Source organism: Paraburkholderia caribensis, from assembly GCF_002902945.1.
Classification (GTDB): domain Bacteria; phylum Pseudomonadota; class Gammaproteobacteria; order Burkholderiales; family Burkholderiaceae; genus Paraburkholderia; species Paraburkholderia caribensis.
In genome coordinates, this window is record NZ_CP026104.1 from 90,052 (window position 1) to 113,843 (window position 23,792).

General features: G+C 59.8%; 20 protein-coding genes and 1 pseudogene. 14 read left to right on the plus strand and 7 right to left on the minus strand.

Translation table 11 applies throughout. The features are described from left to right. Positions 1–331: 331 nt before the first annotated feature. From C2L66_RS39065 to C2L66_RS39080, 5 genes are all read right to left on the minus strand, one after another. Positions 332–856, minus strand: coding sequence for an RNA polymerase sigma factor (locus tag C2L66_RS39065; RefSeq protein WP_060611333.1), 525 nt, complete (start codon positions 854–856; stop codon positions 332–334). A 286-nt stretch (positions 857–1,142) separates the two neighbouring features. After that, complete coding sequence (locus tag C2L66_RS39070; protein ID WP_060610927.1) at positions 1,143–1,850, minus strand: VC0807 family protein; 708 nt, start codon at positions 1,848–1,850, stop codon at positions 1,143–1,145. A gap of 224 nt (positions 1,851–2,074) precedes the next feature. Beyond that, positions 2,075–2,209, minus strand: coding sequence for a RidA family protein (locus C2L66_RS42230; protein ID WP_257722155.1), 135 nt, complete (start codon positions 2,207–2,209; stop codon positions 2,075–2,077). A 195-nt stretch (positions 2,210–2,404) separates the two neighbouring features. Beyond that, entirely contained in the window at positions 2,405–3,160 is a 756-nt protein-coding gene (locus tag C2L66_RS39075; RefSeq protein ID WP_060610929.1) for a class II aldolase/adducin family protein, read from the minus strand. A 29-nt stretch (positions 3,161–3,189) separates the two neighbouring features. Then, positions 3,190–4,308 carry a DSD1 family PLP-dependent enzyme gene (locus tag C2L66_RS39080; RefSeq protein ID WP_060610931.1) on the minus strand — a complete coding sequence of 373 codons (1,119 nt, stop codon included), beginning with the start codon at positions 4,306–4,308 and terminating at the stop codon, positions 3,190–3,192. Between the two features lie 157 nt (positions 4,309–4,465). Between C2L66_RS39080 and C2L66_RS39085 the strand changes: the two genes are divergently transcribed. The 4 genes from C2L66_RS39085 (at position 4,466) to C2L66_RS39100 (ending at position 8,516) form a co-directional block, all read left to right on the plus strand. Beyond that, entirely contained in the window at positions 4,466–5,077 is a 612-nt protein-coding gene (locus C2L66_RS39085) for a TetR/AcrR family transcriptional regulator (protein WP_060610932.1), read from the plus strand. Between the two features lie 308 nt (positions 5,078–5,385). Further along, the gene (locus C2L66_RS39090; RefSeq protein ID WP_060610934.1) at positions 5,386–6,567 is read left to right on the plus strand and encodes an aminotransferase class V-fold PLP-dependent enzyme; all 1,182 of its coding nucleotides are present in this window, start codon (positions 5,386–5,388) and stop codon (positions 6,565–6,567) included. Positions 6,568–6,700: 133 nt separating this feature from the next. Beyond that, on the plus strand, positions 6,701–7,228 hold the full coding sequence (locus C2L66_RS39095; protein WP_060610936.1) for a M20/M25/M40 family metallo-hydrolase: 528 nt from the start codon (positions 6,701–6,703) through the stop codon (positions 7,226–7,228). Between the two features lie 37 nt (positions 7,229–7,265). Continuing rightward, positions 7,266–8,516: a diaminopropionate ammonia-lyase gene (locus C2L66_RS39100; protein WP_060610938.1), complete on the plus strand. Its 1,251-nt coding sequence runs from the start codon at positions 7,266–7,268 to the stop codon at positions 8,514–8,516. A gap of 1,188 nt (positions 8,517–9,704) precedes the next feature. Here the strand turns inward: C2L66_RS39100 and C2L66_RS39110 are convergent. Both C2L66_RS39110 and C2L66_RS39115 read right to left on the minus strand, forming a co-directional pair. After that, positions 9,705–10,829 carry a porin gene (locus C2L66_RS39110; protein WP_060610942.1) on the minus strand — a complete coding sequence of 375 codons (1,125 nt, stop codon included), beginning with the start codon at positions 10,827–10,829 and terminating at the stop codon, positions 9,705–9,707. 841 nt (positions 10,830–11,670) lie between these two features. After that, positions 11,671–12,147: an Lrp/AsnC family transcriptional regulator gene (locus C2L66_RS39115; RefSeq protein ID WP_060610946.1), complete on the minus strand. Its 477-nt coding sequence runs from the start codon at positions 12,145–12,147 to the stop codon at positions 11,671–11,673. Positions 12,148–12,584: 437 nt separating this feature from the next. Here C2L66_RS39115 and C2L66_RS39120 point away from each other — a divergent pair, with 437 nt between their 5' ends. The 10 genes and pseudogenes from C2L66_RS39120 (at position 12,585) to C2L66_RS39160 (ending at position 23,360) form a co-directional block, all read left to right on the plus strand. Further along, positions 12,585–12,893: a hypothetical protein gene (locus C2L66_RS39120; protein WP_060610949.1), complete on the plus strand. Its 309-nt coding sequence runs from the start codon at positions 12,585–12,587 to the stop codon at positions 12,891–12,893. An 11-nt stretch (positions 12,894–12,904) separates the two neighbouring features. Continuing rightward, entirely contained in the window at positions 12,905–14,608 is a 1,704-nt protein-coding gene (locus C2L66_RS39125) for a long-chain fatty acid--CoA ligase (protein ID WP_060611334.1), read from the plus strand. Between the two features lie 550 nt (positions 14,609–15,158). Continuing rightward, a complete protein-coding gene (locus C2L66_RS39130; RefSeq protein WP_060610951.1) occupies positions 15,159–16,061 on the plus strand; it encodes a LysR substrate-binding domain-containing protein in 903 nt (300 codons plus the stop codon). Between the two features lie 125 nt (positions 16,062–16,186). Continuing rightward, a complete protein-coding gene (locus tag C2L66_RS39135; protein WP_063803417.1) occupies positions 16,187–17,020 on the plus strand; it encodes an aldolase/citrate lyase family protein in 834 nt (277 codons plus the stop codon). A gap of 36 nt (positions 17,021–17,056) precedes the next feature. Beyond that, positions 17,057–17,584 carry a (R)-specific enoyl-CoA hydratase RipB/Ich gene (gene ripB / locus C2L66_RS39140; protein WP_060610955.1) on the plus strand — a complete coding sequence of 176 codons (528 nt, stop codon included), beginning with the start codon at positions 17,057–17,059 and terminating at the stop codon, positions 17,582–17,584. Positions 17,585–17,595: 11 nt separating this feature from the next. Beyond that, positions 17,596–18,915, plus strand: coding sequence for an acetyl-CoA hydrolase/transferase family protein (locus C2L66_RS39145; RefSeq protein WP_060610957.1), 1,320 nt, complete (start codon positions 17,596–17,598; stop codon positions 18,913–18,915). Between the two features lie 16 nt (positions 18,916–18,931). Then, on the plus strand, positions 18,932–20,653 hold the full coding sequence (gene poxB, locus C2L66_RS39150; protein WP_060611335.1) for a ubiquinone-dependent pyruvate dehydrogenase: 1,722 nt from the start codon (positions 18,932–18,934) through the stop codon (positions 20,651–20,653). 1,155 nt (positions 20,654–21,808) lie between these two features. Beyond that, positions 21,809–21,919, plus strand: a pseudogene (locus C2L66_RS42065) (LysR family transcriptional regulator); the annotation flags it as partial. 216 nt (positions 21,920–22,135) lie between these two features. After that, positions 22,136–22,312: a hypothetical protein gene (locus C2L66_RS42070; RefSeq protein ID WP_233445154.1), complete on the plus strand. Its 177-nt coding sequence runs from the start codon at positions 22,136–22,138 to the stop codon at positions 22,310–22,312. Positions 22,313–22,844: 532 nt separating this feature from the next. Continuing rightward, positions 22,845–23,360: a Fis family transcriptional regulator gene (locus tag C2L66_RS39160; RefSeq protein WP_148654671.1), complete on the plus strand. Its 516-nt coding sequence runs from the start codon at positions 22,845–22,847 to the stop codon at positions 23,358–23,360. Positions 23,361–23,792 lie beyond the last annotated feature (432 nt).

A 23,792-nucleotide genomic window follows, 5' to 3' on the forward strand; every position in this document is an offset into this window, starting at 1 on the left:
ACAGCCGCACCGTGGTTACTTTGCCAGTATGGTTCGCACCACGCTGGAGCAGCAGGCCGCGCGAAGAGGTGGGAAGGGGGAGGCATGCATGCGGTGACCACGCTGATTCGGGTCACGTGCAACGGCATGCACACTACGTGCTGATTCTTTGGCCGAGGCAAACTCGGAGAGCTGGTCATAGGGCGTTGCTCTTTCCGGACTGATCCGAGCATGCTCGCCGGAAACGACGGATTGAGCGGCGCGCTGCGTGAAACGACATCCTGAAGATGCCAATTACTGGCCGGATATTTAGTTAGGCAGTTCCCCGCGGGGCGCGCAACCATCCGTCTTCCTAACCGACGCGTGCGAGCTTCGCGGTGCCGGGCATGTCATTGGGTACTAGTACCGCACGCAAACGCTCGCGACCTCGTGCGAGGCGAGACATGACCGTGCCGATGGGAATTCCCAGCGCCGACGCGGTTTCGGCGTAGCTGAGTTCTTCCAGACCGACCAGCAACACGACTTCGCGTTGTTCAGCGGGCAGTCGTTGCAAGGCTAAGTCCAGATCACGTATTTCCATTCCGGCGGTCTGGTTAGCGCCCACCGCGAATGCTGCGTCGGAGATCGTTTCGTCGTCGATCGCCACGTGCGGGCCACGAGCCCTCGAGCGAAGGGTCTGGTTGACGTGTAGGTTGTGCATGATTGCAAAGAGCCAAGCGCGCAGGTCCGAGCCCGGCCGGAACTGCCCATCGTTCCTCAACGCGCGCTCCAATGCGTCTTGGACCAGATCGTCGGCCAGATCAGAGTTTCTGATGAGCGCACGCGCATAGCGCCTCAAGTGCGGCAAGTGTTCGGCGAGACAACTGCGTATGTTCACGACTGCTTTCGCATCGAGCTTCGACATCGCTTTACCATTCAACTCAATATTGCATGATTGTATGACAATACTATCATAAAAACGTTTCGCAGCCGGATGCGCGATGGGAGGGGGGAGGTGTTTGGTGCCGCGGTGCCCCGGTCAAAGCTATCCGCGAACGGATGCCCTGGCAGGCTTGTGCTGGGGAGAAGCACATAGGGACGCCCGAGCCGAAAGGCGGGGCGAGTGTTCGAACACGGCGCCGCGAACCAGCCAGCGGGCTTCGCCGGCCGGAGGGCAAAATGCTTCAGCCAGTCGTCCCTTTTAACTGAGGCGAGCTGACGTCGCCAGAGCCGCGCACAGGCGGCGAGACAAGCTTGGCCCGACCATAGAGCATGGTCCACGTCAGCAGCACGACGTCCGTTGCGAGGCTCCAGATGGGATTGAAGATGAGAAACTCGCGGGTCGAGAAGTATTGGGAAATCGTGTAGTTGCCGATGGACTTGATGAGGAACGCGATGATCCAGACCCAGGTCATGAATCGGTACACGCGCATGGCATATGGCTGCATGGCGACGGCGTCGAAGGCGGCGCGCTTGTGCGGGTCGTTGCCGGTGGAGAGTTGGCGCGACATCGAGAGCACGAGCGGTTTGCCCATCAGAATCGATAGGGCGAAGATGAGCGCGAGAATGGGATTTTCGAGCGCACGGCCAGCCAGTGCTCCTTTCTCGGTATGCGAGAGCACGAGCGCGAGCATGTCGACGATGACGTTCTCAGCCGCGATCAGGCCGAGAAAGTCCACGGCCTTCTGGCGAAATACACTGTGCGCCAGCGCGAGAATTGGCGGTAAGCCTGATAACCCGAGCGGGCACAGGCTGGATGACGCGAAATGAGGCGCGGCGTAGTGGTAAATGATGGACGGCGCAACCATGCTAATGAACATGCTGCGGACAAGCGAGAAGACCGCGACATGGCGCGTGGCCCGCTCGAGCGATCCGGACGATGATTGGCCCATAGTGACTCCTCCTAGGGTGAGTGTTTTGCAAACCCCGCAGGCGATCTGCCAGTGCGGGCGTTCGACGGGGTGATACACCGGCGCTCCGGTGCGCTTTAAAAAATCCTGCGGATTAATTTAGAGTTCCGCGGCACTGACTACAATCTCAACCAGCGTACTCGGGCCGAGGTCGGCAATGCCGATGGCCGCGTGTGTAGGCGCTCCCTACCGTCGAACGACTTCGCCTAGGCTTCGTTCCGCTCGTCGACCAGGCTCATGTCGGTGAGATAGATTGTGGCGTTCAGGACGAACGTGTGATCGCCGCCGATATGCCTGAGCCATCTGGCGATCTTCTCAATCGCCGCAATGGGTTTGTTCACCCGTGCCGGCCGATTTGTCATTCGCCGTCGCACAGCATGTGTAGGAGGTGTTGCTGTGACGGACCGGCCGTGCGGGGGTGGGGCGGGGCGGGGCGGAATCGTTCGATCATTTCGGGCCTGGCGGGTGAGCGTCGCGCGTCGGAACCGGCGCGTTGGATTACGAGGGGAAATTGGTGAAGGCATGCTGGCTGCGACTCAGGTCGCGTAGCTCTGGTCGATGCGGTCGAGCTTGCGGATGAGCGCCGGCCAGATGAATTGACCCGGGCTGCTCCCCGTTTGCACGCGGACACCTTCTCGCCCGCGCCCGAGCACTTCGGGTTCGATGTTTTGAAGCTCACCCATCGCCTGCGCGCCGACCTGGATTTGACACGCCGTTTCGAAGATGTACATCGCCAGGAATGCATCGGCGATGCTCGGGCCGACTGTCAGGAGACCGTGATTCCGCAGGCAAAAGTAGGTGGCATTGCCGAGATCGGCCTGCAGGCGGGGTTTTTCATCGGTGCGGAACGCGACGCCCTCGTAATCGTGATACGCGATCGAATCGAGCACGAAGGTACTTTGCTGCGAGATAGGAAGGAGTCCATCTTTTTGTGTCGAAACTGCGATGCCCGCGCGCGTGTGCGTATGGAGGACACACTGTACATCGGGTCGTCCTTCATGAATTGCACTGTGTATCGTAAAGCCTGCCGGATTAACTGGATAGGGCGAATCGGAGAGCTTATTACAGGCTTCGTCGACCTTGATCAGGGATGAGGCGGTGATCTCATCGAACATTAGCCCGTACGGATTGATCAGGAAATGATGAGTGTCGCCTGGAATGCGCGCCGAGATATGCGTGAACAACAAATCGCTCCAGCCGTAGAGTGAGACGAGGCGATAGCAGGCGGCGAGATCGACACGGAGTTTCCATTCTTCCGGGGAAATGTCGTTGTGCTGCGGGGACGGGGACATGACAGCTCCTGTACGAATCGATAAGAGAGTTAGAGGCTGGCGCCGCGTGCGGCCACGGGCCAGAGTGCCTCGACAATGCCTTCGCGCACGCACACGATGACGTCATGAAGGTTGACAGTAGGGTCGCAGTGCGAGGGGATGAGCTTTAGTTGCGTGCCGAGCGGCAGCGTGGTGCCGGGCGGCAGAAGAAGGGTGCCGTGCTCATCGGAGGCGGCCACGAGCCGCATATCCGATCGCCCGAGCACGCCCGGCAGGCCTTTCTCCAGGGTGTACGATTTCAGTCCGGCGTCGAGAACGGCCCGGCCGGGCGCGGTTGCACTCATGACGGTAGTGAGGACGAAGAGGCTCTGCTCGAATTCGGAATAGGGCTTCCCGTCCACGCCAACAATGGCTGCGTACTCGCCATCCATGAAGATGTACGAGCCGCATTGCAGCTCGGTCCAAAGACGCGATTCGCCTTCGAGGCGGAACGTTCCTGTACCGCCCCCGCCCACGACCAGGCATTTCAGCCCGGTGCGTTCAATGGCGCTAATACTCAGGCGTACAGACGCTGCCGCGTGCTCGATGGCCAGCTTGCGCTCTTCGTAGGAAGCGAGATGCTGGGCTTTGCCCTCATAGGCTTGGAGCCCTAAGAACCTAAGACCGGGCGCCGCCGCTATGCGCTGCGCCAGCGCCGCCGCTGCCTCCCCCGCCGCGACGCCGCACCTCCACATGCCCATATCAATTTCGACGAGCGCTCCGAGTACGACGTCGAGTTCCTGTGCGGCTTGTGACGCGGCTTCCACTTGTTCGGGGGCGTCAAAACACAAGGAGATCGTTGCGATCTTCGCAAGTTGCGCGAGGCGCCGCAACTTGCGAATGTCGAGTACTTCGTTGCTCACAAGCACATCACGGACGCCTGCTGCCACCAGAGCTTCGGCCTCGCCCACCTTTTGGCAGCACAGGCCGATGGCGCCGTGCTCAATTTGCTTGCGGGCGATCATAGGGCAGCGATGCGTCTTGGCATGCGGTCGCAGGCCAACACCAACGCTTTTTGCGTAGTTGGCCATTTTCGCAACGTTGCGCTCGAAGGGGTCGAGGTCCAGTATCAGTGCAGGAGTTTCAACTTCAGCGAGTGGGGTACCTACGCGGACATCGAGCTGAGTCATGGTCGGGAATCTAGAAAGGAAAGCGAAATATTTGTCACCTGTTTGGCCGACGGCGGAAAGACGACTTTGAACCTGAGCGGCCATCGAATTACTGTACCGTCTGGACTGTACGGTAAACTATTTTTCATGTAAACCACCGGACGATCCTGAAAACGCTATGAGCGGCAAGACTGCGAAGAAGCGAGGCCGGCCCAGCGCGCGCGCGAAAATCATCAATGCGGCACTCGACCTCATTAAGGAAGTCGGCGTCCCGGCTCTGACGCTCGACGCTGTGGCAGAACGCGCGGGCGTGAGCAAGGGCGGACTGCTCTATCACTTTCCGTTCAAGGAAGAACTGCTCACGGCGGCGAACGAGACCATCGTCGAACATCTGCTAGCCGGTCGCGAGGCGGAAGCGGCCCTGTTGCCCGACGTCCCAGGCCGCGCCCTGCGCGCCTACGTGCTGGCCTCGGTCAACAATCGCGCGGGGAACGACGAAGTGGCAAGCCGCCTGCTCGCAGCTGGTCCGGCCCTCAAGGCGTCGGCTGATCCAATTCGGCAGTACTGGCGGGAGCGGTTTCAGCAATTGTCGACAGATATCGGTTTCGATGCGGCGGGGTTGGTTCATGTTGCGACTGAAGGATTGTGGTTCATGGAAATGCTTGGGCTCTCTCCCTTCTCTGACCAAGAACGGCAGCGAATCGTGGACCTCATTCTGGGCATGATCAGCGGCACTGCCGAACAGACACGGGTGAAACGCAAGAGCGCGCGCAATACGCCGTCACGCTGAAGAGCTGCGCGAACCGCTCGATCCGATAGTCAAGCCGCCCGATCGAATCGATGACTACAGTTAGCAATTTTGCTCAAAGCGGGAGCTCTGACAAGGCAACAAATAATCAATATTTGAGCCAAAAATGAGTTGTTTTTGCGTCGTTTTGCACGGCCATAAAGATTGCGCCGGCACGTCGCTTGACACACTGTCGGCAACGTTTATTCTTCACCTCGAATCGCTTGAGGGGCACGTATCACATCGCTCGCCTACGGCAGATTAACTAGCGTACGTAAACGCATGAATGTAAGTCTCATTTGGAGATTCGGATGTCGATCGATGTAGACCGGTTACGTGCCGACACGCCCGGTGTCATGCATTGCCTGCACTTCAACAACGCGGGCGCCGGGCTGATGCCTGCGCCCGTACTGGACGCCATGACATCTCACCTCCGGCGGGAAGCGGAGATCGGTGGGTATGAGGCTGGTTTCGAAGCGAGCGCGGCGCTCGATGCGGTCTATGACAGCGTGGCTGCGCTTATAGGTGCGCGTCGCGATGAAATTGCATTGACGGAAAACGCGACCGTTGCGTGGCAAATGGCGTTCTATTCCTTGCGCTTCGAGCAGGGGGATCGCATCCTTACCGCGCAGGCCGAGTATGCCGCCAATTTTGTAGCTTTCCTGCACATGGCGAGACGCACCGGAGCGGTCGTCGAAGTCGTGCCGAACAACGAAGACGGTGTGCTGGATACAGATGCGCTCGAGACCATGATTGACGAGCGCGTCAAGCTGATTGCGATCACTTGGGTACCTACCAACGGCGGTCTCGTCAATCCGGTGGCGGAAGTGGGCAGGATCGCCCGCTCTCGAGGCGTCCGTTACCTAGTGGACGCATGTCAGGCGGTCGGGCAGATGCCCGTGGACGTGATCGAAATCGGTTGCGACATGCTTTCCGCCACGGGGCGCAAGTTCTTGCGCGGACCGCGCGGCACGGGGTTCCTCTATGTACGTCGCCAGATACTGGGCGAGCTTCACCCGCCGGTGATCGACCACTTTGCCGCACCATGGATCGAGCCCCAGCGTTACGACCTGCGTGATGACGCGCGCCGTTTCGAAACTTGGGAAAACAACTATGCTGCCCGGCTCGGCCTCAAGGTTGCGGTTGACTACGCCATGGCAGTGGGCCTCGACGCGATCCGCGCACGGTGCCTTGCGCTTTCCGCCGAATTGCGCGCCGCTCTGACGGCAATTCCGGGCGTGCGCCTGCACGATCTCGGCACAGACCTGGCCGCGATCGTCTCTTTCACGATCGACAACCGGGATCCGTTGGCGGTCAACCGGCGTCTCTTCGAGGCACGCATCAACGTGACCACGTCTCGGCCGGCGGTGACGTTGCTGGATTCTCTTGCACGCGAGCTGCCTACTCTGTTGCGCGCGTCGCCGCATTACTACAACACCTCGACCGAGGTCGAAGCGTTCGCGAAGGCCATCCGCCAAATCACATCTGACTGACGACAATTTGTGCGAGTAAAAGTCCACGATTGGAGCACGAATGGGAGAAAAAACGCCGACCTAGTCGACGACAACGATATTGCGCTGCGGAACGCATTTCTATACTGACCAGGTGCTCACTCGTGTTGTTGCCATGCGAAGCTTTGGTGCCCCCGTCCTGCAAGCCGAAATGGTGCACTATAGCCACCACCTTCACCAACATCCAGAAGCAGGATTCGAGGAGTTCAAGACCAGTGCCTTCATCGCGCGCTGGCTAGAAGAGCTTGGCCTGTCTGTTAGGCAAATCGGCGGGACCGGACTCGTGGCAAGCCTGTCGTGCGGTTCAGGTACTGGTGCGATCGGATTGCGGGCGGATATGGATGCGCTGTACATCACCGAGGCGGCCGCTGATCGTCCCTACACGTCGGCGCGCCTGTGCAGGATGCACGCTTGCGGCCATGACGGCCATATGGCGATGTTGCTCGGCGCCGTGCATCTGCACACCGGTGGCAAAGATTTCGACGGCACCGTGCGATTCGTCTCGATGACAGCTTGTTTAAGCGCTTTCCCTTCGATGAGATCTACGCGGTACGCGCTATCGCTCTATGACTTTAACGACAGTATTCTCGGCCTAGGCGCGGCGTGTTTCGCCTCGATCGTTCGCACGCGGTTGCCGGCTTGACGGCCCTATCACCCATTATGCGCAAGGATCCAAATCCATGCTGATGCTAAACCCTGGCGCGATGCGCTGCGCCTACCCGGAAACGCTACGAAGTATCCTGAACATGGAGGCGGCAAAAGAAAGCGAGGCGTGGCTTAAGACGTGGGAGTTCATCAACCCGCATGCCACACCTACCTGGAACCTGCCCGACCTTGCATCGGACACCGGCGTGAAGAGGGTTGTCGTAAAAGACGAATCAAAGCGTTCCAGCCTTGAAAGCTTCAAGGCATTAGGAGCGCCGGTCGCTCTGGTTCGTCTCCTCATGCGCACGCATCCCGACGCGGGATTTACGGCTCCAGCCTTGTTGCGCGGCATTCACTCCGCCGAACTCAGGCACTTCACCGTTGTGAGCGCAACGGACGGCAATCATGGGCGGGCGCTGGCGGCGGGAGCTAGAAGTGTGGGCTGCCGATGTGTAATCGTCATCCATCGCAACGTGAGCGAGGAGCGGCGAGCTGCGATTGCGCAGCATGGCGCAGAGGTAATCCGCATCCAAGGAAGTTACGACGAGTCCGTGGTGGAAGCCGACCGCCTTGCGAGAGAGTACGGCTGGCACGTCGTATCGGATACGTCGTACGAAGGCTACGAGACGATTCCGCGCGACGTGATGCAAGGCTATGCCACGATCGCGGCTGAGGTGAGCGTACCCACAAGCGACCGCGGTGTGGCTTTTCGCGGCGGTTATACGCATGTGTTTATCCCCGGTGGCGTCGGTGGGCTGGCGGCGGGACTCGTCAGCTACTTTTGGGAGCAGTCCGCCGAACGCAGGCCTACGTTTGTCGTGGTCGAGCCGGAGCAAGCCGACTGCCTCTATCAGAGTGCTATCCGTGGCACGGCCGCCGAGGCATCGGGTACGGTGGACTCCGTGATGGCCGGCCTCGCGTGCGGCAAGGCTTCGCCGCTCGCGTGGCGCTTTCTACGTCCGGCTGTCGATGCGTTCTTGACCATCCGCGACAGCGATGCGGTCGCAGCCATGCGCCGGCTCGCCGAGGGCACCGCGCGCGATATTCCGATGCTTGGCGGCGAATCTGGCGCGGCCAGTCTCGCCGGCCTCCTATCCGTCGCAGGTCGGGCGGCATGGCGCGACGCGATTGGTCTTGACGCGAACTCGCGAGTGCTTTTGATCAGTACAGAAGGGGCTACCGCGCCGGATCTCTACGCTCGGCTCTCAGGTCACTCGCCGCAGAATGTGTTGTCGGCTCAGGGTGCGTGGCTCGCGCACGGGGTGGGGGCCACGGACGTGGCGTGATGGTTGCACGCCACTACCGCTCGGCGCACAGACAAAACTGAATGGGAGGCAAGACATGTATCCGTCTGATGAGCTCAAGGCGGATTTTCACCACACGGTCGGAATTTTTTTGCCACGGCCCGCGAGTTCGCGGCGAGCTTTGCCAACCGCAATCCTGCAGGCGAGGTCGACTGGGTGCGCGCTGCGCTCCAGCCCGCGTTTGCCGTGGGCTTGGCGATATCGAGGTGCCGGAAGCCGACGGCGCCGACCGCCAGCCGTTTACCGTACCCATTCGCGTGGCCGAGGAACTGAGTTGGCTCGCGCTGATTTCGGAGTCGCGTTCGCCCTAATCAACCACCACGGGCCCACCACGCGCATTGCGTCGCATGCCAGTGGCGAAGCGAAGGCTCGGCCAATTCCCGCCATGCAACGCGGTGATGCAACTGGTTGTACTGTGATGTCGGAGCCGTGCGCCGGCAGTGATTTCGGTGCGATCCTGTCGACTGCAACGCGGGTCGGTGGCGGCTGCGCGGCGTCAGCAATGCCGCTGGCGCCGACCTATTTATGGCCTTCGCACAGACTTACGGTAGTCGCGACGGCATTTGCTGCTTCGTCGTCGAGGCAGCGAGCGAGGGCTTCGTGGCTCGATCGCCCGCATGAAAGCGAGCTCCTCGTAATGACCAACACGTCGAATATCTGGCTTCGGATGTGGTCGTTGCGGCAGGCGCCTAGTCGGCGGATCTGTTGCAACTGCGCGGCATAAGGTTCCCCCGTGAAGCTGAACGCGGTTACCACGCCGCTGCCAAATCCGAACATGAATCTTAAATAGACGCTCACGTTCAGTTCTTGCGCGTTCGGGATGACGTCGACGGAAGACGGGTATGTGCTTTGCGGGCTCCCTCTCTGCCCGACTGCTTTCCTGTGGCTTGGCGCGTGGGCACACGTGCGCGGCTTGCATCTAGCGTTTGGGCACCTCGCGCTCAAGCGGGACGACGGGACCCGCCACGGGTCGGCGTGGCCGATCTGGTGATAGGCCTGAAGCGCACCATCGGTGCGCTCTCGTGCAGATGGTGCGCTTCTAATTTGTCGTCCTCGCCGTTTCGCTCAGATCGCTGGTCCGATTCGTTGGCGGCTACAAGCCAACGGTACTGTGGCCGCCTGTGCGAAGCCCGGCGCCGCCTATTCGCTGGACGTCAGGGGTTATTTTTTTCAGAAGCGAGTACGCAGGGCGAGCATTGCCCCCACGCTGCTCGACTTGCCGCCAAAGGTGCCAAGCGGACTGTTCGGATCTTTAACAGCTGCGCCGGACAGGTGGCTGTAGTCGGCTTCCACATAGACGTCGGTCCTTTTGGAGAGCAGGTAGTCGGCGATACCGTAGATCGACCCCGTGCGTCCGCTCTGGCCCTGAGCGACGTTGGTCGTCCAGTCGTACATACCGGCCAGAGTAAAGATCATGTACGAGCGTGGGGACCACGTGCCACCTACCTGAAGAAGGTGGTCAGTGCGCGGCGTGGTCTGCTTACCAGCGCCAGCGGCCGTGTTGTAATTGCCGATCATGCTCGTATTGGCAAGCGGTTGGCCGCTGCCGCTAGCAGAGGGTGTGAAGCCAGCTTCGCGTCGCGTTTCGAGATAGTATGTTTCGACCGTGACCTTGTCGAATGAATAGCGCGCGGCCACGCCGCCCGCGTCCATCGCGTGAGAGTGTGAATCGACGGACTGCTGGCCAAACATGCCTGCACGCAGCGAGCCGTAATTGTAGAGCAGGCTGCCAGCGGTGGTGGAACCAATTGAGGCCGAACCGGCCTGGTTTCCGAAGGACCGCTGCAGCTTGATGGACACCGGACCGAAGTCGTTCGCGTACTGCGCGGTGTTATCGTACCGCACACCGATCAGTCCGGCCTCCCATTCGTCCGGCCCGATGTTGCCCACGCCAATGGGATCGAAGCGCGCGATAAAATCGAAGCCCACGCTGTACTGACGACCAAGCTTCAACGAACCCCATGTCGTGTTCGACAGCCCCAGCCATGCGAACCGCCCGAACAGCTGGCCCTGCTGCCCGAATTGACCGTTCGTCACGCTGAAACCGTTTTCAAGGCCGAAGACCGCCGATGTGCCTCCACCGAGATCTTCCCGGCCGGAGAGGCCCCAGCGGCTGCCGGTGACCGCACCATCGGAGAGCAAGACCTGATTGGCCGAGCCCCCCTTGACCGGCTGGTTGGTTGCAAACCGGACACCCGTATCTGCGATGCCGTAGAGGATCACATCCGACTGTGCATATGCGCCATGCGCCGACAACCCGATAACGCAGATTGCAAGAAGTTTTCTCTTTTGCATCAATACTCCTGAAAATTAGGAATTCTTTATGTAAGTGAAAATTCAATTCCAATGCGTCAAGGTCTTCACATCGTGTCGCAGGGATTCACGATGCGTGACTGCACGATGCCGACGACGTATACGAAAAACCAGGGTTACCTGGCAATCGAGCGTGAGGCATCTGCAATCGCACTGACTGACATCGTAAAGACATCAAATCGCATAACAAAAATAGAAACCGAGTCTTTATGAGCAAGTCGCTCGTTATTCCCTTTTAGAATGAGCTTTTTTCTTCGGTGCCCGCACGTGACAGACGGCGCAACTTTCAGCGAGGTAGTCCAACTTGTGGACCGACCGCTTCGAACGGGCACAGCGCTGCTGGCATGTGCTTTCCGAGCAGCGCGTAGGTGCATCGGCTGCGCGCTGGTCATCGAGGCGGTAAGGGGCGCAGATATGAAGGCATTGGGTGTCGGCGTCGGATCGGTTCCGTTGTTGAAGGTACGTCGAGCCAATGCCGGGTACCGTCTGGCGAATTCGATCAGCTTCGCGCTCGAACTTCGTCGGCATACTCACGGTAGCCGGCCGTGCAGCTTGTGTTGGAGGTGGATTATCGGAGACGTCGCCTGCGCGACGTCACGCTGAGCGCTCAGGCCGCAGCGATACAGCGTGTGACTCGCCTCAGTGATTTTGACGCGGCGTTGCGAGCCGGCATCGGTTGCACGCCGATTTGCTGCTGGGAGCAGCTTGAGGCGCTGGCTGAAGTTGCCGCGCGTCGTGACTAGTTTGCGGTCGGCGGCACTAGGCTTGAAGATCGATGACGCAGAGGCCAATATGCTTCACGTTCATATACGCGGCACGGCGGTCAAGCATCTTTTCCCACCGGAATCTCCATGGAGACCTTCACGCGATGCATAGCGACCGCCGTATAGAAGTGCTTTACGTTGCCGGCCTCAAAGAACAGTGAGCGGGTGAGCGCTTCGTATTCCGTCATGTCCTTGACGGACATGATCAACACAAAGTCGGCCTCGCCGGTGACGTAATAGCATTGCTGAATCTGCGGACAGCGGAAGAAGCGATGTTTCACCGCGTCGAGCTGCTCGATCGCTTCGCTTTCCACCGCGACATTGACAATGATCGTCATGCGGTTGCCGACCTCCTCTGGTCGCACGATGCTAACGTCCTTCCAGATTACGCCCTCGCTGCGCATCCGTTGCAGCCGTCGCGCGACGGCGGGCGTTGATAGGTTGACCTCCTCGGCGATTGCGCGGTGCGTGGCGAGGTTGTTCGCCTGGACGATCTTCAAAATGTGCAGGTCAAAAGCGTCGAGGCGTGTGGTCATTGCTGTATCTCTTGGTTAAGTGCGGGCTTGTATCACTAAGCGATTCGGGAGCCCGATCCAACGGCAAGGCTCGGGAAATTCTCCCATCGTGCAGGTGACGGCCGAAATCGGCGGTGAAAAAACTTAGGTTTTCTTTGCACGGCAGACGAATCAATTATGTTCCGGAGTTGCGTCGTTCTTCATGCCGATCTAAACCGCCGATCTGCGTTCTCAAAATGAGAAAAACGCTTCTAAATGCACCGTTTTTGTATTTCGGATCGCATCTCTATCTCTGTATCATGGAATCTCGAGCTGTAGTACGACCAAGGCGACCAATTCATCCCAGTCGTCTCTTCGATGCGCCGAGCGTCGGCGAAGCGCATCGCTTTTTCGCTCGGACTCGGTTCGAGAGACGCTGTTAAGTGTGCTTGATCAAAAGTCCATTGGGGAGATAGGCAATGTCGAAGAAGCAACGGTTCGTCGTCTACGCAGCAGCTGTACTGTCTATGGGTTCCGGGCTGCAAGCGCTTGCGCAAGACCCGCAAAGCGTCACCAGCGGCACAGCGTTGAACACCGTACCGGCGTCGGGACCCGTGAGTAGGAAAGCGCAGTTGAAGGCAGAGCGCACAGAAGCACGCGCAAAGCGGCGTGCCGAGCTCAAGTCGTTGCAAGGCGCGGGCTATCAGCCGCAACAGAGCAGTACGGACTATCCGCAGGACCTGCTGAACGCCCAGAAAAAAGCGGCCGCCACCGGTGCGAGGCAGTGAGGGCGAAGGTTGTGAATTCACAAGCCGTCTCACCAAATTCTCGGCCGCAGCACTGGCCCGCGCATCTACCTACCCGTTTGACGGTCCCTGAGACCAACCTGTTCTTTAACGCTGAGGTCAGCGCCGCCCGCTTTCCCGACAAGCCTTTCCTGGTGTTCTACGGCCGCTCCGTTTCTTTTTCGATGTTTAAGGAGGAAGCTGAGCGGATCGCCGGATTCCTGCAGCATCACTGTGGCGTGCGCGCCGGTGATCGGGTTCTGCTCTATTCCCAGAACTGTCCGCAATGGGCGATCGCGTACTACGCGATTCTGCGAGCCAATGCGGTGGTCGTGCCGGTCAATCCGATGAATACGACAGAGGAGATGTGTTACTACGTCGAGGACAGCGAGGCCAGAACGATTATCGTAGCCCAAGAACTGTATGCGCGCGTCTGGAGCTTGCTGGAGCATCCTGAAGGCGGAGGGCTTGAACACGCACTGGTCGTGACGTACAGCGACTATATTCCCGCCACGCCCGATGCCTACTGGCCGGATTTCATCACCGCACCGTGCAACATAAGCGGTCCTGGCGTTTCGCATTGGCGTGATGCCATCGCAGCTGCCAAAGAGCCTGGCCCCTTGATCGCAGGCCCTGACGATTTGTGCGTGATGCCTTACACATCGGGCACGACCGGCAGACCGAAGGGGTGCATGCACACGCATCGCAGCGTAATGTGCACTGCCTTGGGGGGCGTCCATTGGTTTGGCTCTACGCAAGATTCGATACAACTCGCCGTACTGCCGCTCTTTCATGTGACGGGTATGCAGGGCGGCCTCAATGCACCGCTCTATAGCGGTGCCACCGTGGTAATGCTCGCGCGCTGGGACCGCGATGCGGCTGCGAAAGCCATTCAGCAGCATAGTATCGCTGGCTGGAATGCGATCTCCACCATGGTAGCGGACTTTCTCGCGAACCCGCAGCTCGACGACTACAATCTTTCGGCGCTGCGCTGGATACGCGGCGGAGGTGCCGCTATGCCCGTCCGTCTGGTGCGGAGGTTGAAGGCACGCCTCGACCTCGACTATATCGAGGGGTACGGTATGTCGGAGACGACAGGCGCTACGCACATTAATCCCGCACAGCGCCCCAAGGCGCAGTGTCTCGGCATTCCGGTCTTTGACATTGACGCGCGCATCGTCGACCCTGCTACGCTCGCGCCGCTGCCGCAAGGCGAGGCCGGTGAGATCGTCGTGCACGGTCCCCAGGTCATGCTGGGGTACTGGCACGCGCCCGAGGGTACGCGCAACGCCTTGGTTGAGATCGACGGCAAGATCTTCTTGCGCACGGGCGATCTGGGCTTTGTCGACGAAGACGGGTACTTCTTTATGACAGACCGGCTCAAGCGCATGATCAACGCTTCGGGTTACAAGGTCTGGCCCGCAGAAGTGGAAGCAGCTTTGTACCGGCACCCTGCGGTGCATGAAGTGTGTGTAATCGCGGCGCACGACGATCATCGGGGAGAGACTGTCAAGGCACTGGTGGTACTTACCGCGCGCGCGCGCGAACATGTAAGTCCAACCGACATCATTGCATGGGCGCGCCAGAACATGGCGGCATACAAGGTGCCGCGCGTCGTCGAATTTCTGGAGGCGCTCCCAAAGTCCGGCACCGGTAAGGTCATGTGGCGCCAGCTCCAAGAGGAGGAAGCCATCAAGGCGACGCGGCGAGACAAGTGATGCTGCTGTAGATTTGTAACATCCATGTGGCAGCGTGGCGTGGTTCGTCTCGTGCCGGATCTGCGGATCGCGTGGAGCGCGCGTCGTGACCGGCGCAAAGCGTCTTGCATCGCCTATCTCGTGATAAAAGCCGTTCCCGTCGTGCCACTTTGAGCAAGCGGTTGACGTAGCGGGTCGGCGACTGACACAGCGTGGTTTCATCGAGATCGTTTATCGGGAGTGGCAATGGAATAGGCTCATTGCCGCCAATCGTGCTTCCGCCACGCTGGAGGCAGCCATCGGCGAAGGCAACTGCTCGTCGTATGGGATGGCGCTCGCGCTTGCTTTATGCGACAACGTATTCTCCGCCGCGTTGAGTCTACGGACAATTGAGGAATATAGAAGGGTCATTGAAACAAGAGAAAGTCAGTGTTTGCATCGGAGCTTGTGTGAGACACAGAAATCGGGGATGCGGAATGGACATGCAGCAGTAGAACCACGTATGCTTCTTTAGGGCGGGGATCGCGGCCCATCCATTTCAATTCGGCGTCATTTTGCGGTGTGCTATGTGATGCATTTTGGCCTTGTTGACCTTCAGACCTTCGCCGCTGTCGCGGAAGCGGGCAGCCTCACGCACGGCGCGGCGCGTGTCAATCTATCGCTCGCCGCAGTCAGCGCGCGCATCCGGCAGATGGAGGAGGTGGTAGGAGTGCCGCTTTTGGAGCGTCGCCCGCACGGCGTGCGCGTCACGGAGGCGGGTCAAACCTTCCTGCGCCACGCTCGCGCCACGCTCGGCGCGCTCCAACGGATGACGGACGACCTTGCGCAGTTCTCAGAGGGAATGCGCGGAACTATTCGCGTCATCTCAAACACGAATGCACTTGTGGAGGCGCTGCCTGGACCGCTTAGCCGCTTTCTCTGCGACAACCCAAACATTAATATCGAGGTCGAACAGCGTCCGAGCGATGAGATCATTGCGGCCATCGCGGAGGGGGTAGCCGATATCGGCATCATCGCTTCGCCGCCCGAAGGCGTGGCGCTGACGACGTTTCCCTTTGCTACTGATCGCCTGTGCGCAGTCGTGCCCGCTGTCGATGAGCGTTTCGTACAAACGCGGGAAATCGCCTTCTCAGATCTCATCGAGGTCGACTTCGTCGGACACGAGCGTGGCTCATCAATCCAGGTCTTCCTGGAAAATCAGGCCAAACGGCTGCATCGTCCCCTGCGGCACCGGATTCAACTGGCGAATTTCGAGTCGATCTGCCGCTTGGTCGAAAACGGCGTGGGCGTTGCGATACTGCCAGAATCGGCAGCTCGGCGGCTCCAACGCTCGATGCGTGTGCGCCTGCTGCGCATCACCGACACGTGGGCTTTGCGCAAGATACTGATCTGCGTGAACGACCTTGAGCGGCTGCCTTCTTCCACCCGACGCCTTGTTGAACATCTTGCGCGCCTTGGCGCCGCCTCCAGCTGAGAGAATAGTACAAGGCGCTGGATTCGGTTCGCGTTGAGCCAGGCTTCGCCAATCAGCGATTGTTCAGGAACCGATGGGAACAGAGAATGAATCCCGTTGGCAATCGAACTTTTGGAGGTGAAGCAATGAATGCTCGCGATGTCGAGACGAGAACGCGATCCTGGCTTTTTACGCCGGCGACACGCCCCGAGCGTTTTGCGAATGCAGGCCGGGCGGGGGCTGATGTGCTGATCGTTGACCTGGAGGACGCTGTACGCCCCGAGGAAAAGGACACAGCCCGCCGCCAGTTGCGCAACCTGCTCAGCCAGCCATTTGGTTCCAGCGCCGCGCTCGCAGTGCGCATCAATACGCCAAACTCGCGCAATGGTCTGAATGACCTCGCTGCGCTGCTCGACGCAGAGTTTCAACCAGCGTACATCGTGATTCCCAAGGTGGAAGCTGCACAAACGGTTCTGCAGGTGGAAGCGCTGTTATGCGAAGTCGCGAGCGATGCACGCGTTGTGCCGCTAGTGGAATCGCGCAAGGGCATCGTCGTGCTGCCGGAGGTGCTCGCCGTCGCCTCGCGCGTAGCAGCGGTCATGTTCGGTGCTGGCGACTATGCCGGGGACGTCGGGGTGCACGCCGATTCGTTCGCCCTATCGGTTGCACGTGTGCAGATCTCGGCCGCGTGCGCGGTGAGTGACGTGCGCGCCATCGACGCGCCATGCTTCGAGATCGCCAATAGCGGCGCACTGGAGGAAGAAATCCGGTTTGCCGCCGGGAACGGGTTCGACGGCAAGGCGGCCATCCATCCCTCCCACGTCCGATCAATTAACGCGGCCATGACACCGAACGCCGCCAAGATCGACTGGGCCCATCGCGTGATCGACGCTGCACGGGAAGGTGCGGCGGTGATCGACGGCCGTATGGTCGACGAGGCGATCGCGCGCGAGGCGAGGCGTGTACTGTCGCGTGCCTGAGCCTCGCTGTTCTTTTCACTTTAACAGGAGCATGTTATGAGCGAATCCATCACTGCCTACCGCAAGATCGGAGAGAACCGCTTTCGCGAGGTCTCCGGCCTTTACTACGAAGACTTCGAGGTCGGCAACACGTACGAGCATCGCCCGGGCCGGACCATCACGGATGTCGACAATATCTGGACCACTCTGCTTACAATGAACACGCAGCAGGTTCACTTCGACCAAGCCTACGCTAGCCACACCGAATGGAAGAAGTTGCTGGTGGACAGCACCTTCACGCTTGCGCTTCTGACGGGCATGAGCGTTCGAACGGTGAGCGCCAAGGTGGTGGCCAATCTCGGCTGGAACAACGTGCGCGCGACACATCCAGTTTTTGCCGGTGATACGCTCTATGCCGAATCGACCGTACTCGACAAACGTGAATCGAAAAGCCGCCCCACGCAAGGTATCGTCACAGTTCTCACACACGGTATCAATCAGGATGGCAAACTGGTGATGTCGTTCGAGCGAACGATGCTCGTATACCGGCGCGGACATTCGCCGGAAGCGGAAGCTAACTATTAAGGAGAGGCGTTATGGATAACTATGCCATTTATTCTTCAAAAGTTCGCACACCTGAGGAAGCGGTATCGTCGATCTCCAACGGTTCGAGTCTGGCGCTCGGCATGGCGATGTCTCAGCCGCCTTCGCTGCTGGCTGCGGTGGCGGCGCGTGCCAGTGCGGGCGATGTCGATGCTCTGAAGGTCTATTATTTCCACGCTGAATCGTTTCTGAGCGAGACGCTGCTGCGATATGAACTGATGGGCCGGATCCAGCCGCATTGCATGTTCCTCGGTGAGCCCGAGCGGAAGCTGATCCGGCAGGGCGTCGAAGAAGGCGACCGCAAGGTCGTCTTCTTCGTGCCGAACACCTTCAGCCAGTCGCCGCGTCTCTTCAGCGACCATATTCCAGTCGATATGATGCTGGTGATGGTGTCGCCGATGGATAGCAACGGCTATTTTACCTTCGGCACCAACAACGATTACACGAGCTCCGTCGCACGTTCTGCGCGCCGGCTTGTAGTTGAAGTCAATCCAAACATGCCGCGCGTGTTCGGCGATTCTCTTCTGCATGTTTCCGAGGTCGACGCCATCGTCGAATCCGATCATCCGCTGCCGCAACTGCTGCCAAAGCCTGCGAGCGAAAAAGATCACGTCATCGCGGATCTGATCTCAGGACTGGTTCCCGACGGTGCTTGCCTGCAGATGGGTATTGGCGCGCTGCCTAATGCCGTCTGCGGTGCTTTACATGGCCACCGCGACCTAGGCGTGCACACCGAACTGCTGACGCCTGGGCTCGTCGACCTGATCCGCCGCGGCGTAGTCACAAACCGCAAAAAGGGCGTGAATCGCGGCAAATCGGTCTTTACCTTCGCAATGGGCGATCAGGCGATGTATGACTTCATGAACGACAACCCCTCCATCGAGAGCTATCCGGTGGACTACGTGAACAGCCCCGCCGTCATCTCAAAGAATCCGAATATGATCTCGGTGAATTCGACCGTGGAGATGGACCTGACCGGCGCGTGTAATTCCGAGCACGTGAACGGGCACCAGTACAGTGCGACGGGCGGCCAACTCGATTTCGTCCGCGGCGCCTACAGTTCCGCGGGCGGCAAGTCGATCATCGCGTTCCATTCCACGGCAAGGGGCGGCGCAGTTTCGAAGATCGTGCCGAAGCTATCGGGACCGGTAACCACGCCGCGCACGGATACGCACATCGTGGTGACCGAGTATGGCGTAGCCAATCTCAAGGGGCTGTCGTCGACGGAGCGGGCGCGAGCGCTGATCGGTTTAGCACACCCTGACTTCCGTGCGACGCTCAAGGACGAAGCCAAAGCACTTCATCTGATCTAATTTCAGGAGTTCGATGATGGCACGACAAACCATTGCCGATTACCTCACGAACGCGCTGGCTTCCGCAGGTGTCCAACGCATCTGGGGTGTGACGGGCGACAGTCTCAACGGACTATCGGACAGTTTGCGGCGGCTTGGGGCGATCGAGTGGGTCAATACTCGTCACGAAGAGTCGGCCGCGTTTGCCGCAGGCGCCGAGGCGACGCTGACCGGGAAGCTCGCCGTGTGTGCGGGAAGCTGCGGCCCGGGCAACCTGCATCTCATCAATGGGTTATTCGATTGCCAGCGCAACCATGTTCCCGTGTTGGCCATCGCCGCTCATATTCCCACTTCCGAAATCGGGCTTGGCTACTTTCAGGAAACGCATCCACAGGAGCTCTTTCGCGAATGCAGTCACTTTGTCGAATTGGTGACCAATCCACGGCAGTTTCCGCGCGTACTCGACCGTGCGATTCGCACGGCGCTTGAGTCGCGCGGCGTGGCGGTTATAGTGTTGCCGGGCGACGTGGCGCTCGAAAGCGCTCCCGACGATAAACCCGGCGTGCTGTCCCTCGAGGCTTCGGTCACGGTCCCTGATGCGGCGCAGCTCGACAGGCTGGCTCAATTACTGAACGGCTCGGAGGCTGTCACACTGTTGTGCGGAAGCGGCTGCGGGGGCGCACACGACGAAGTGGTGGCTTTAGCCGACAAATTGGGGGCACCGATCGTTCATGCCTTGCGCGGCAAGGAGCATGTGGAGTGGGACAATCCGTTCGATGTGGGCATGACGGGACTGATTGGGTTCAGTTCCGGCTATCATGCAATGAAAGCGTGCGAGACGCTCGTGATGCTCGGGACCGACTTTCCGTATCGGAACTTCTACCCTGCTGGGGCGAAGGTGATTCAAATCGACCGCAACGGCGCCGCGCTCGGCCGCCGGGTGCCCGTAGAACTAGGTCTCGTCGGCGATGTCAAGGCCACATTGGTTGCGCTTCAGGGGCTGGTCGAGCGCAAGTCAGACCGGCGCTTTCTCGAAGCGGCGCGCAAGCACTATGCGGAAGCTCGTGTCGACCTCGATGCCTTCGCACGACCATCGCCGCCTGGCAGCCCGATTCATCCTCAGTACCTAACGAAGCTCGTCAGCGAGCTCGCGGAAGAGGATGCGGTCTTCAGCGTCGACGTCGGCACGCCGACTCTGTGGGCTGCGCGCTATCTCCGCATGAACGGCAAGCGGAGGCTGCTGGGGTCGTTCAACCATGGTTCAATGGCGAATGCCTTGCCGCAGGGGCTGGGCGCCCAAGCCGCTGCGCCGAACCGCCAGGTAGTGGCACTTTGCGGCGATGGCGGCCTTTCGATGCTGATGGGCGATTTGCTCACGGCGCGCCAAAACCGTCTGCCGCTGACGGTCGTTGTGTTCAACAACAGCTCGCTTGGCTTCGTATCGATGGAAATGAAAGCGGGTGGCTATCTCGACGACGATACGCAGCTCGGTTCGACCGACTACGCCGCGATTGCTCGCGGCGCAGGCATCGAGGGGATACGCGTGGAGGGCTCCGCGGATCTGGAGGGCGCCCTCACGCATGCACTCTCGCGGCCGTGGCCCGTGCTGGTAGACGTCGTAGTCGCAAAGCAAGAGATTGCTTTACCGCCCAAGATCGAGTGGGCTCACGCGAAGGGCTTCAGCCTGTATATGCTGCGGGCCGTGCTTAATGCGAAGGGCAATGAGGTCGTTGAGCTTGCGACGACCTGGCTGCGCTAATCGGCGTTGCGGCGTCGGAGCCGGTTATGTGCGGTACCCGGTGAGGGGCTGCTGGCACGGCCTACCGGACCGCTTTCCTTGCAGGTGGGATTTCGCAATGAAGCGCCCGAATGCTATTGCCCGTACCCAGAAAGAAGCTGATTTTTTCACCCCGCTCCTGACAGGATTGGCGGCTCAAGATCGATATGCCAGAAAGACAGTCTGCGCTGTTGCCCCTGCGTGTCTGTGAGAGGCCGCCATCGCTGCGGTCCTCGCCGCCTTATCAACATACTCGTTTGTCCAAGGAGCCACCAATATTGCGGGGTGATGTTTCTGGTTCCTTGATGCGGGGCGAGGTGGTGGGAAGCGAGGGCGAGAAAAACGCACCGGTTGTTCGACGCGCCGCAGCGGGAGTCGCATTGCCATCGAGGTCAGTGGTAGACGTCAGGTGGCCTGCGCTATTGGACATGCGCCACGAGCCTGATTGCGCATGATCGGTATAACGAATAAACGGAACGCTGCCAGAAAGACGAACGAGAACGCCGCCACCGATGGCCATTGGCCCGACTGCCAGAACCAGCCGCCACGAACCGAGCGCACTCGATCCGAGTTAGTACACGAGCAGATGCAGGGAGGTTGCATGCCGTTGGCGCCGTCCGCAAGCTGTCCGACCCAACTGCTTGCAACCGAATGCGTCGTGACGAAACTCACGGTGAGTATGGTGATGCCCAGCACTCAACGCAGTGGGCGTCGTGCTTAGGTCAAAGGGCGCGGCAAGTAGGCGACAGCCCCCATAGTTATGCCCGTTTGCGAAGACCCCCATGACGAGGCAAACGGTGGCGAAGACTGCGGTCAACGTAAATGATCCACGATGTTTGCATCAGAGGCTGAAGTGATGTGCCGCGCTCGAGTCGGTATTGCGCACGAAGATGCGCGACGCCGGCAGGAGCAGGACGAAGGCGAAGAGTTGGCGTTCCGCGACCCCGACGACATACACGATGCACCCGCAACGGCTGCAGGCGCGATGAGCGAGATCGGTTGTAGCGGGGTGAGAAGTTTTGTTTTCTTGTTAACTGACCCTCGTGTGTCGCAGTATCGACGACGGAATTCTTTCGCAGAGGGATTTATACTGCCCAATATATACAGTCACCTGGCTCAATATGTTTTAGCACTCGCATGCAGCTCCGACATTTACGCTATTTCGTGGCCGTCGCTGAGGCGCGGAACTTTACTCGCGCAGCGGAGCGGGTGGGTATCGGACAGCCAGCGCTCAGTCAGCAGATTAAAAGCCTCGAGCGCGACCTGGGCGTCGATCTATTCGTGCGTACGCCGCACGGGGCTGAACTCCGTACGCGGGTAAGGCGTTCCTCGTCGAAGCGCAGCGAGTGCTCAACGCGGCGCGGACCGTGCGGCCGTGTCGCCCAGCGCGCCGCCCGTGGGAAGTCACGGCGGATCCGTGTTCGCTTTACCGGGTCGGCAGCATTCACCCCGCTTGTGCCCAACATGATCCGTCGCTACACGCACCGCTATCCGACGGTCAATCTCACGCTCGAGGAGGCGAATACCCTCAAGCTGCTAGAACGCCTAATCGTGAAGACCATCTTGACGCCGTTTTCTTTCGCCCGGGGCAGACGTTGCCAGACGGCGTTGCCGACCACTGGTTTCCTGACGAGCCCGTGAAGATCGTAGTGTCCTCTACGCGCGCGCTCGCGGGTGGTTGCCGCGTTGCACTCACCGCACTCGCCGACGAGGCTTTCGTGATCATGCCTTCACCGGCAGGTATCGCACTGCACGGTGAGATCGTCCGCGCCTGCGCATAGGCGGGTTTCAGTCCGCGGCTCGCACAGCCGGCACCGCAGCCCTGCTCGGTGGTCAATCTCGTGACGGCGGGACTCGGCGTGCCGATAGTTCCTGCCGCCATCGCCCAAGTACATCTCAGGGGAGTGAACTACCTGGATGTGGCCGGCGCCCCTGCGTGCTCGGCTCGCGTTGGGCTGGCGGGAAGGGGAGGCCTCAGCAACGGTGCGCCAGTTCGCGGAGATGGCCTGAGGCATGCACATGGTGGTCCGGTCTGCTGACCCCCTTCTGAAAACGGAGGCGTTGTTGTGTCGCTGCCGTACCGGCTGTCTTTCCGCGTCAAGTTGCAATATGTGCAATTTTCCTGCAATCGCGTCTGGGTACACTGCAGCGAGTGACGTAAGCGATGTAGGCAGTGGCCGCCCTGCAAGGGTTGAGGTGGGATCCCGGCGTTGCCTCCTCTTTTGACCGCGCGCCGCAGCCGGCTGCGACTCATTCGGATAATTCGATGCACCGTGCTGACCAATCAAGACGACAATATTCCTTCAGAAGCACGCGCCGCCCCAAGATGGCGCTCCTGCCAATACCTCGTCCCGTTGCCGACGACCTGTCGCTGCATCACCATGTTCTGCTGGAAGGGCTCAGAACGGGCAACGGCAGCCTCTATGCCTGCCAGTATCTGACCAGCGTCGCGATGGCGGCGTTACTTCTCGTCGATCAGGGCTATGGCTCGCTCGACGGTGTGAGCTTCGATGAATTGCTGGCCGGCATCGCACAAACTACCTCGTCAGGTGGCGAGACGGGTCATTACCATATGGTCGGCAAGGTCTTCGAGAACTTCGCTCGAGTTGTTGCGCTCCATGACAAGCAGCTTTACTCTGCGCCGATTCGCGCTATAGAAAAGACTCGCGCGATGCTAGCCCGTCTGTAACACGACTCTGCCATTGCAAGACAACAACCCGGTGTCCGGCTCTGCGCGAGCGGTGACGGCACGACGGCAGCATCGGTCACCCAAAAAGTACGAGTCATGCAAGCCAGCAACACTAAGTATGGTTTCGTTACCGTAGTGCCTGACACATAGGAGTCTTTGTCTTGCAGGAATGGTTAGTCGTTCTCGGGAGTGTGGCGGCAGGCGACGGAAAGTCGGAATGGTTCCGGTAAGTTATCCGATGAAGAACTTTAACCTGCAGACGAAGGCGCGCTTTTCACGCCTGGGCGCCCTGTCGGCTCGACGCAGGCAAGCAGTGGCGACGCCGAATACTTCGACCACTATAGAAACGGCGGCTCCATCGCGGCCTGCGTCGCGCCGGGATCGCCCGCAGGCAAGGTTAGAATGCCTTTCCGATTGGGAAAGGGTGCTTGA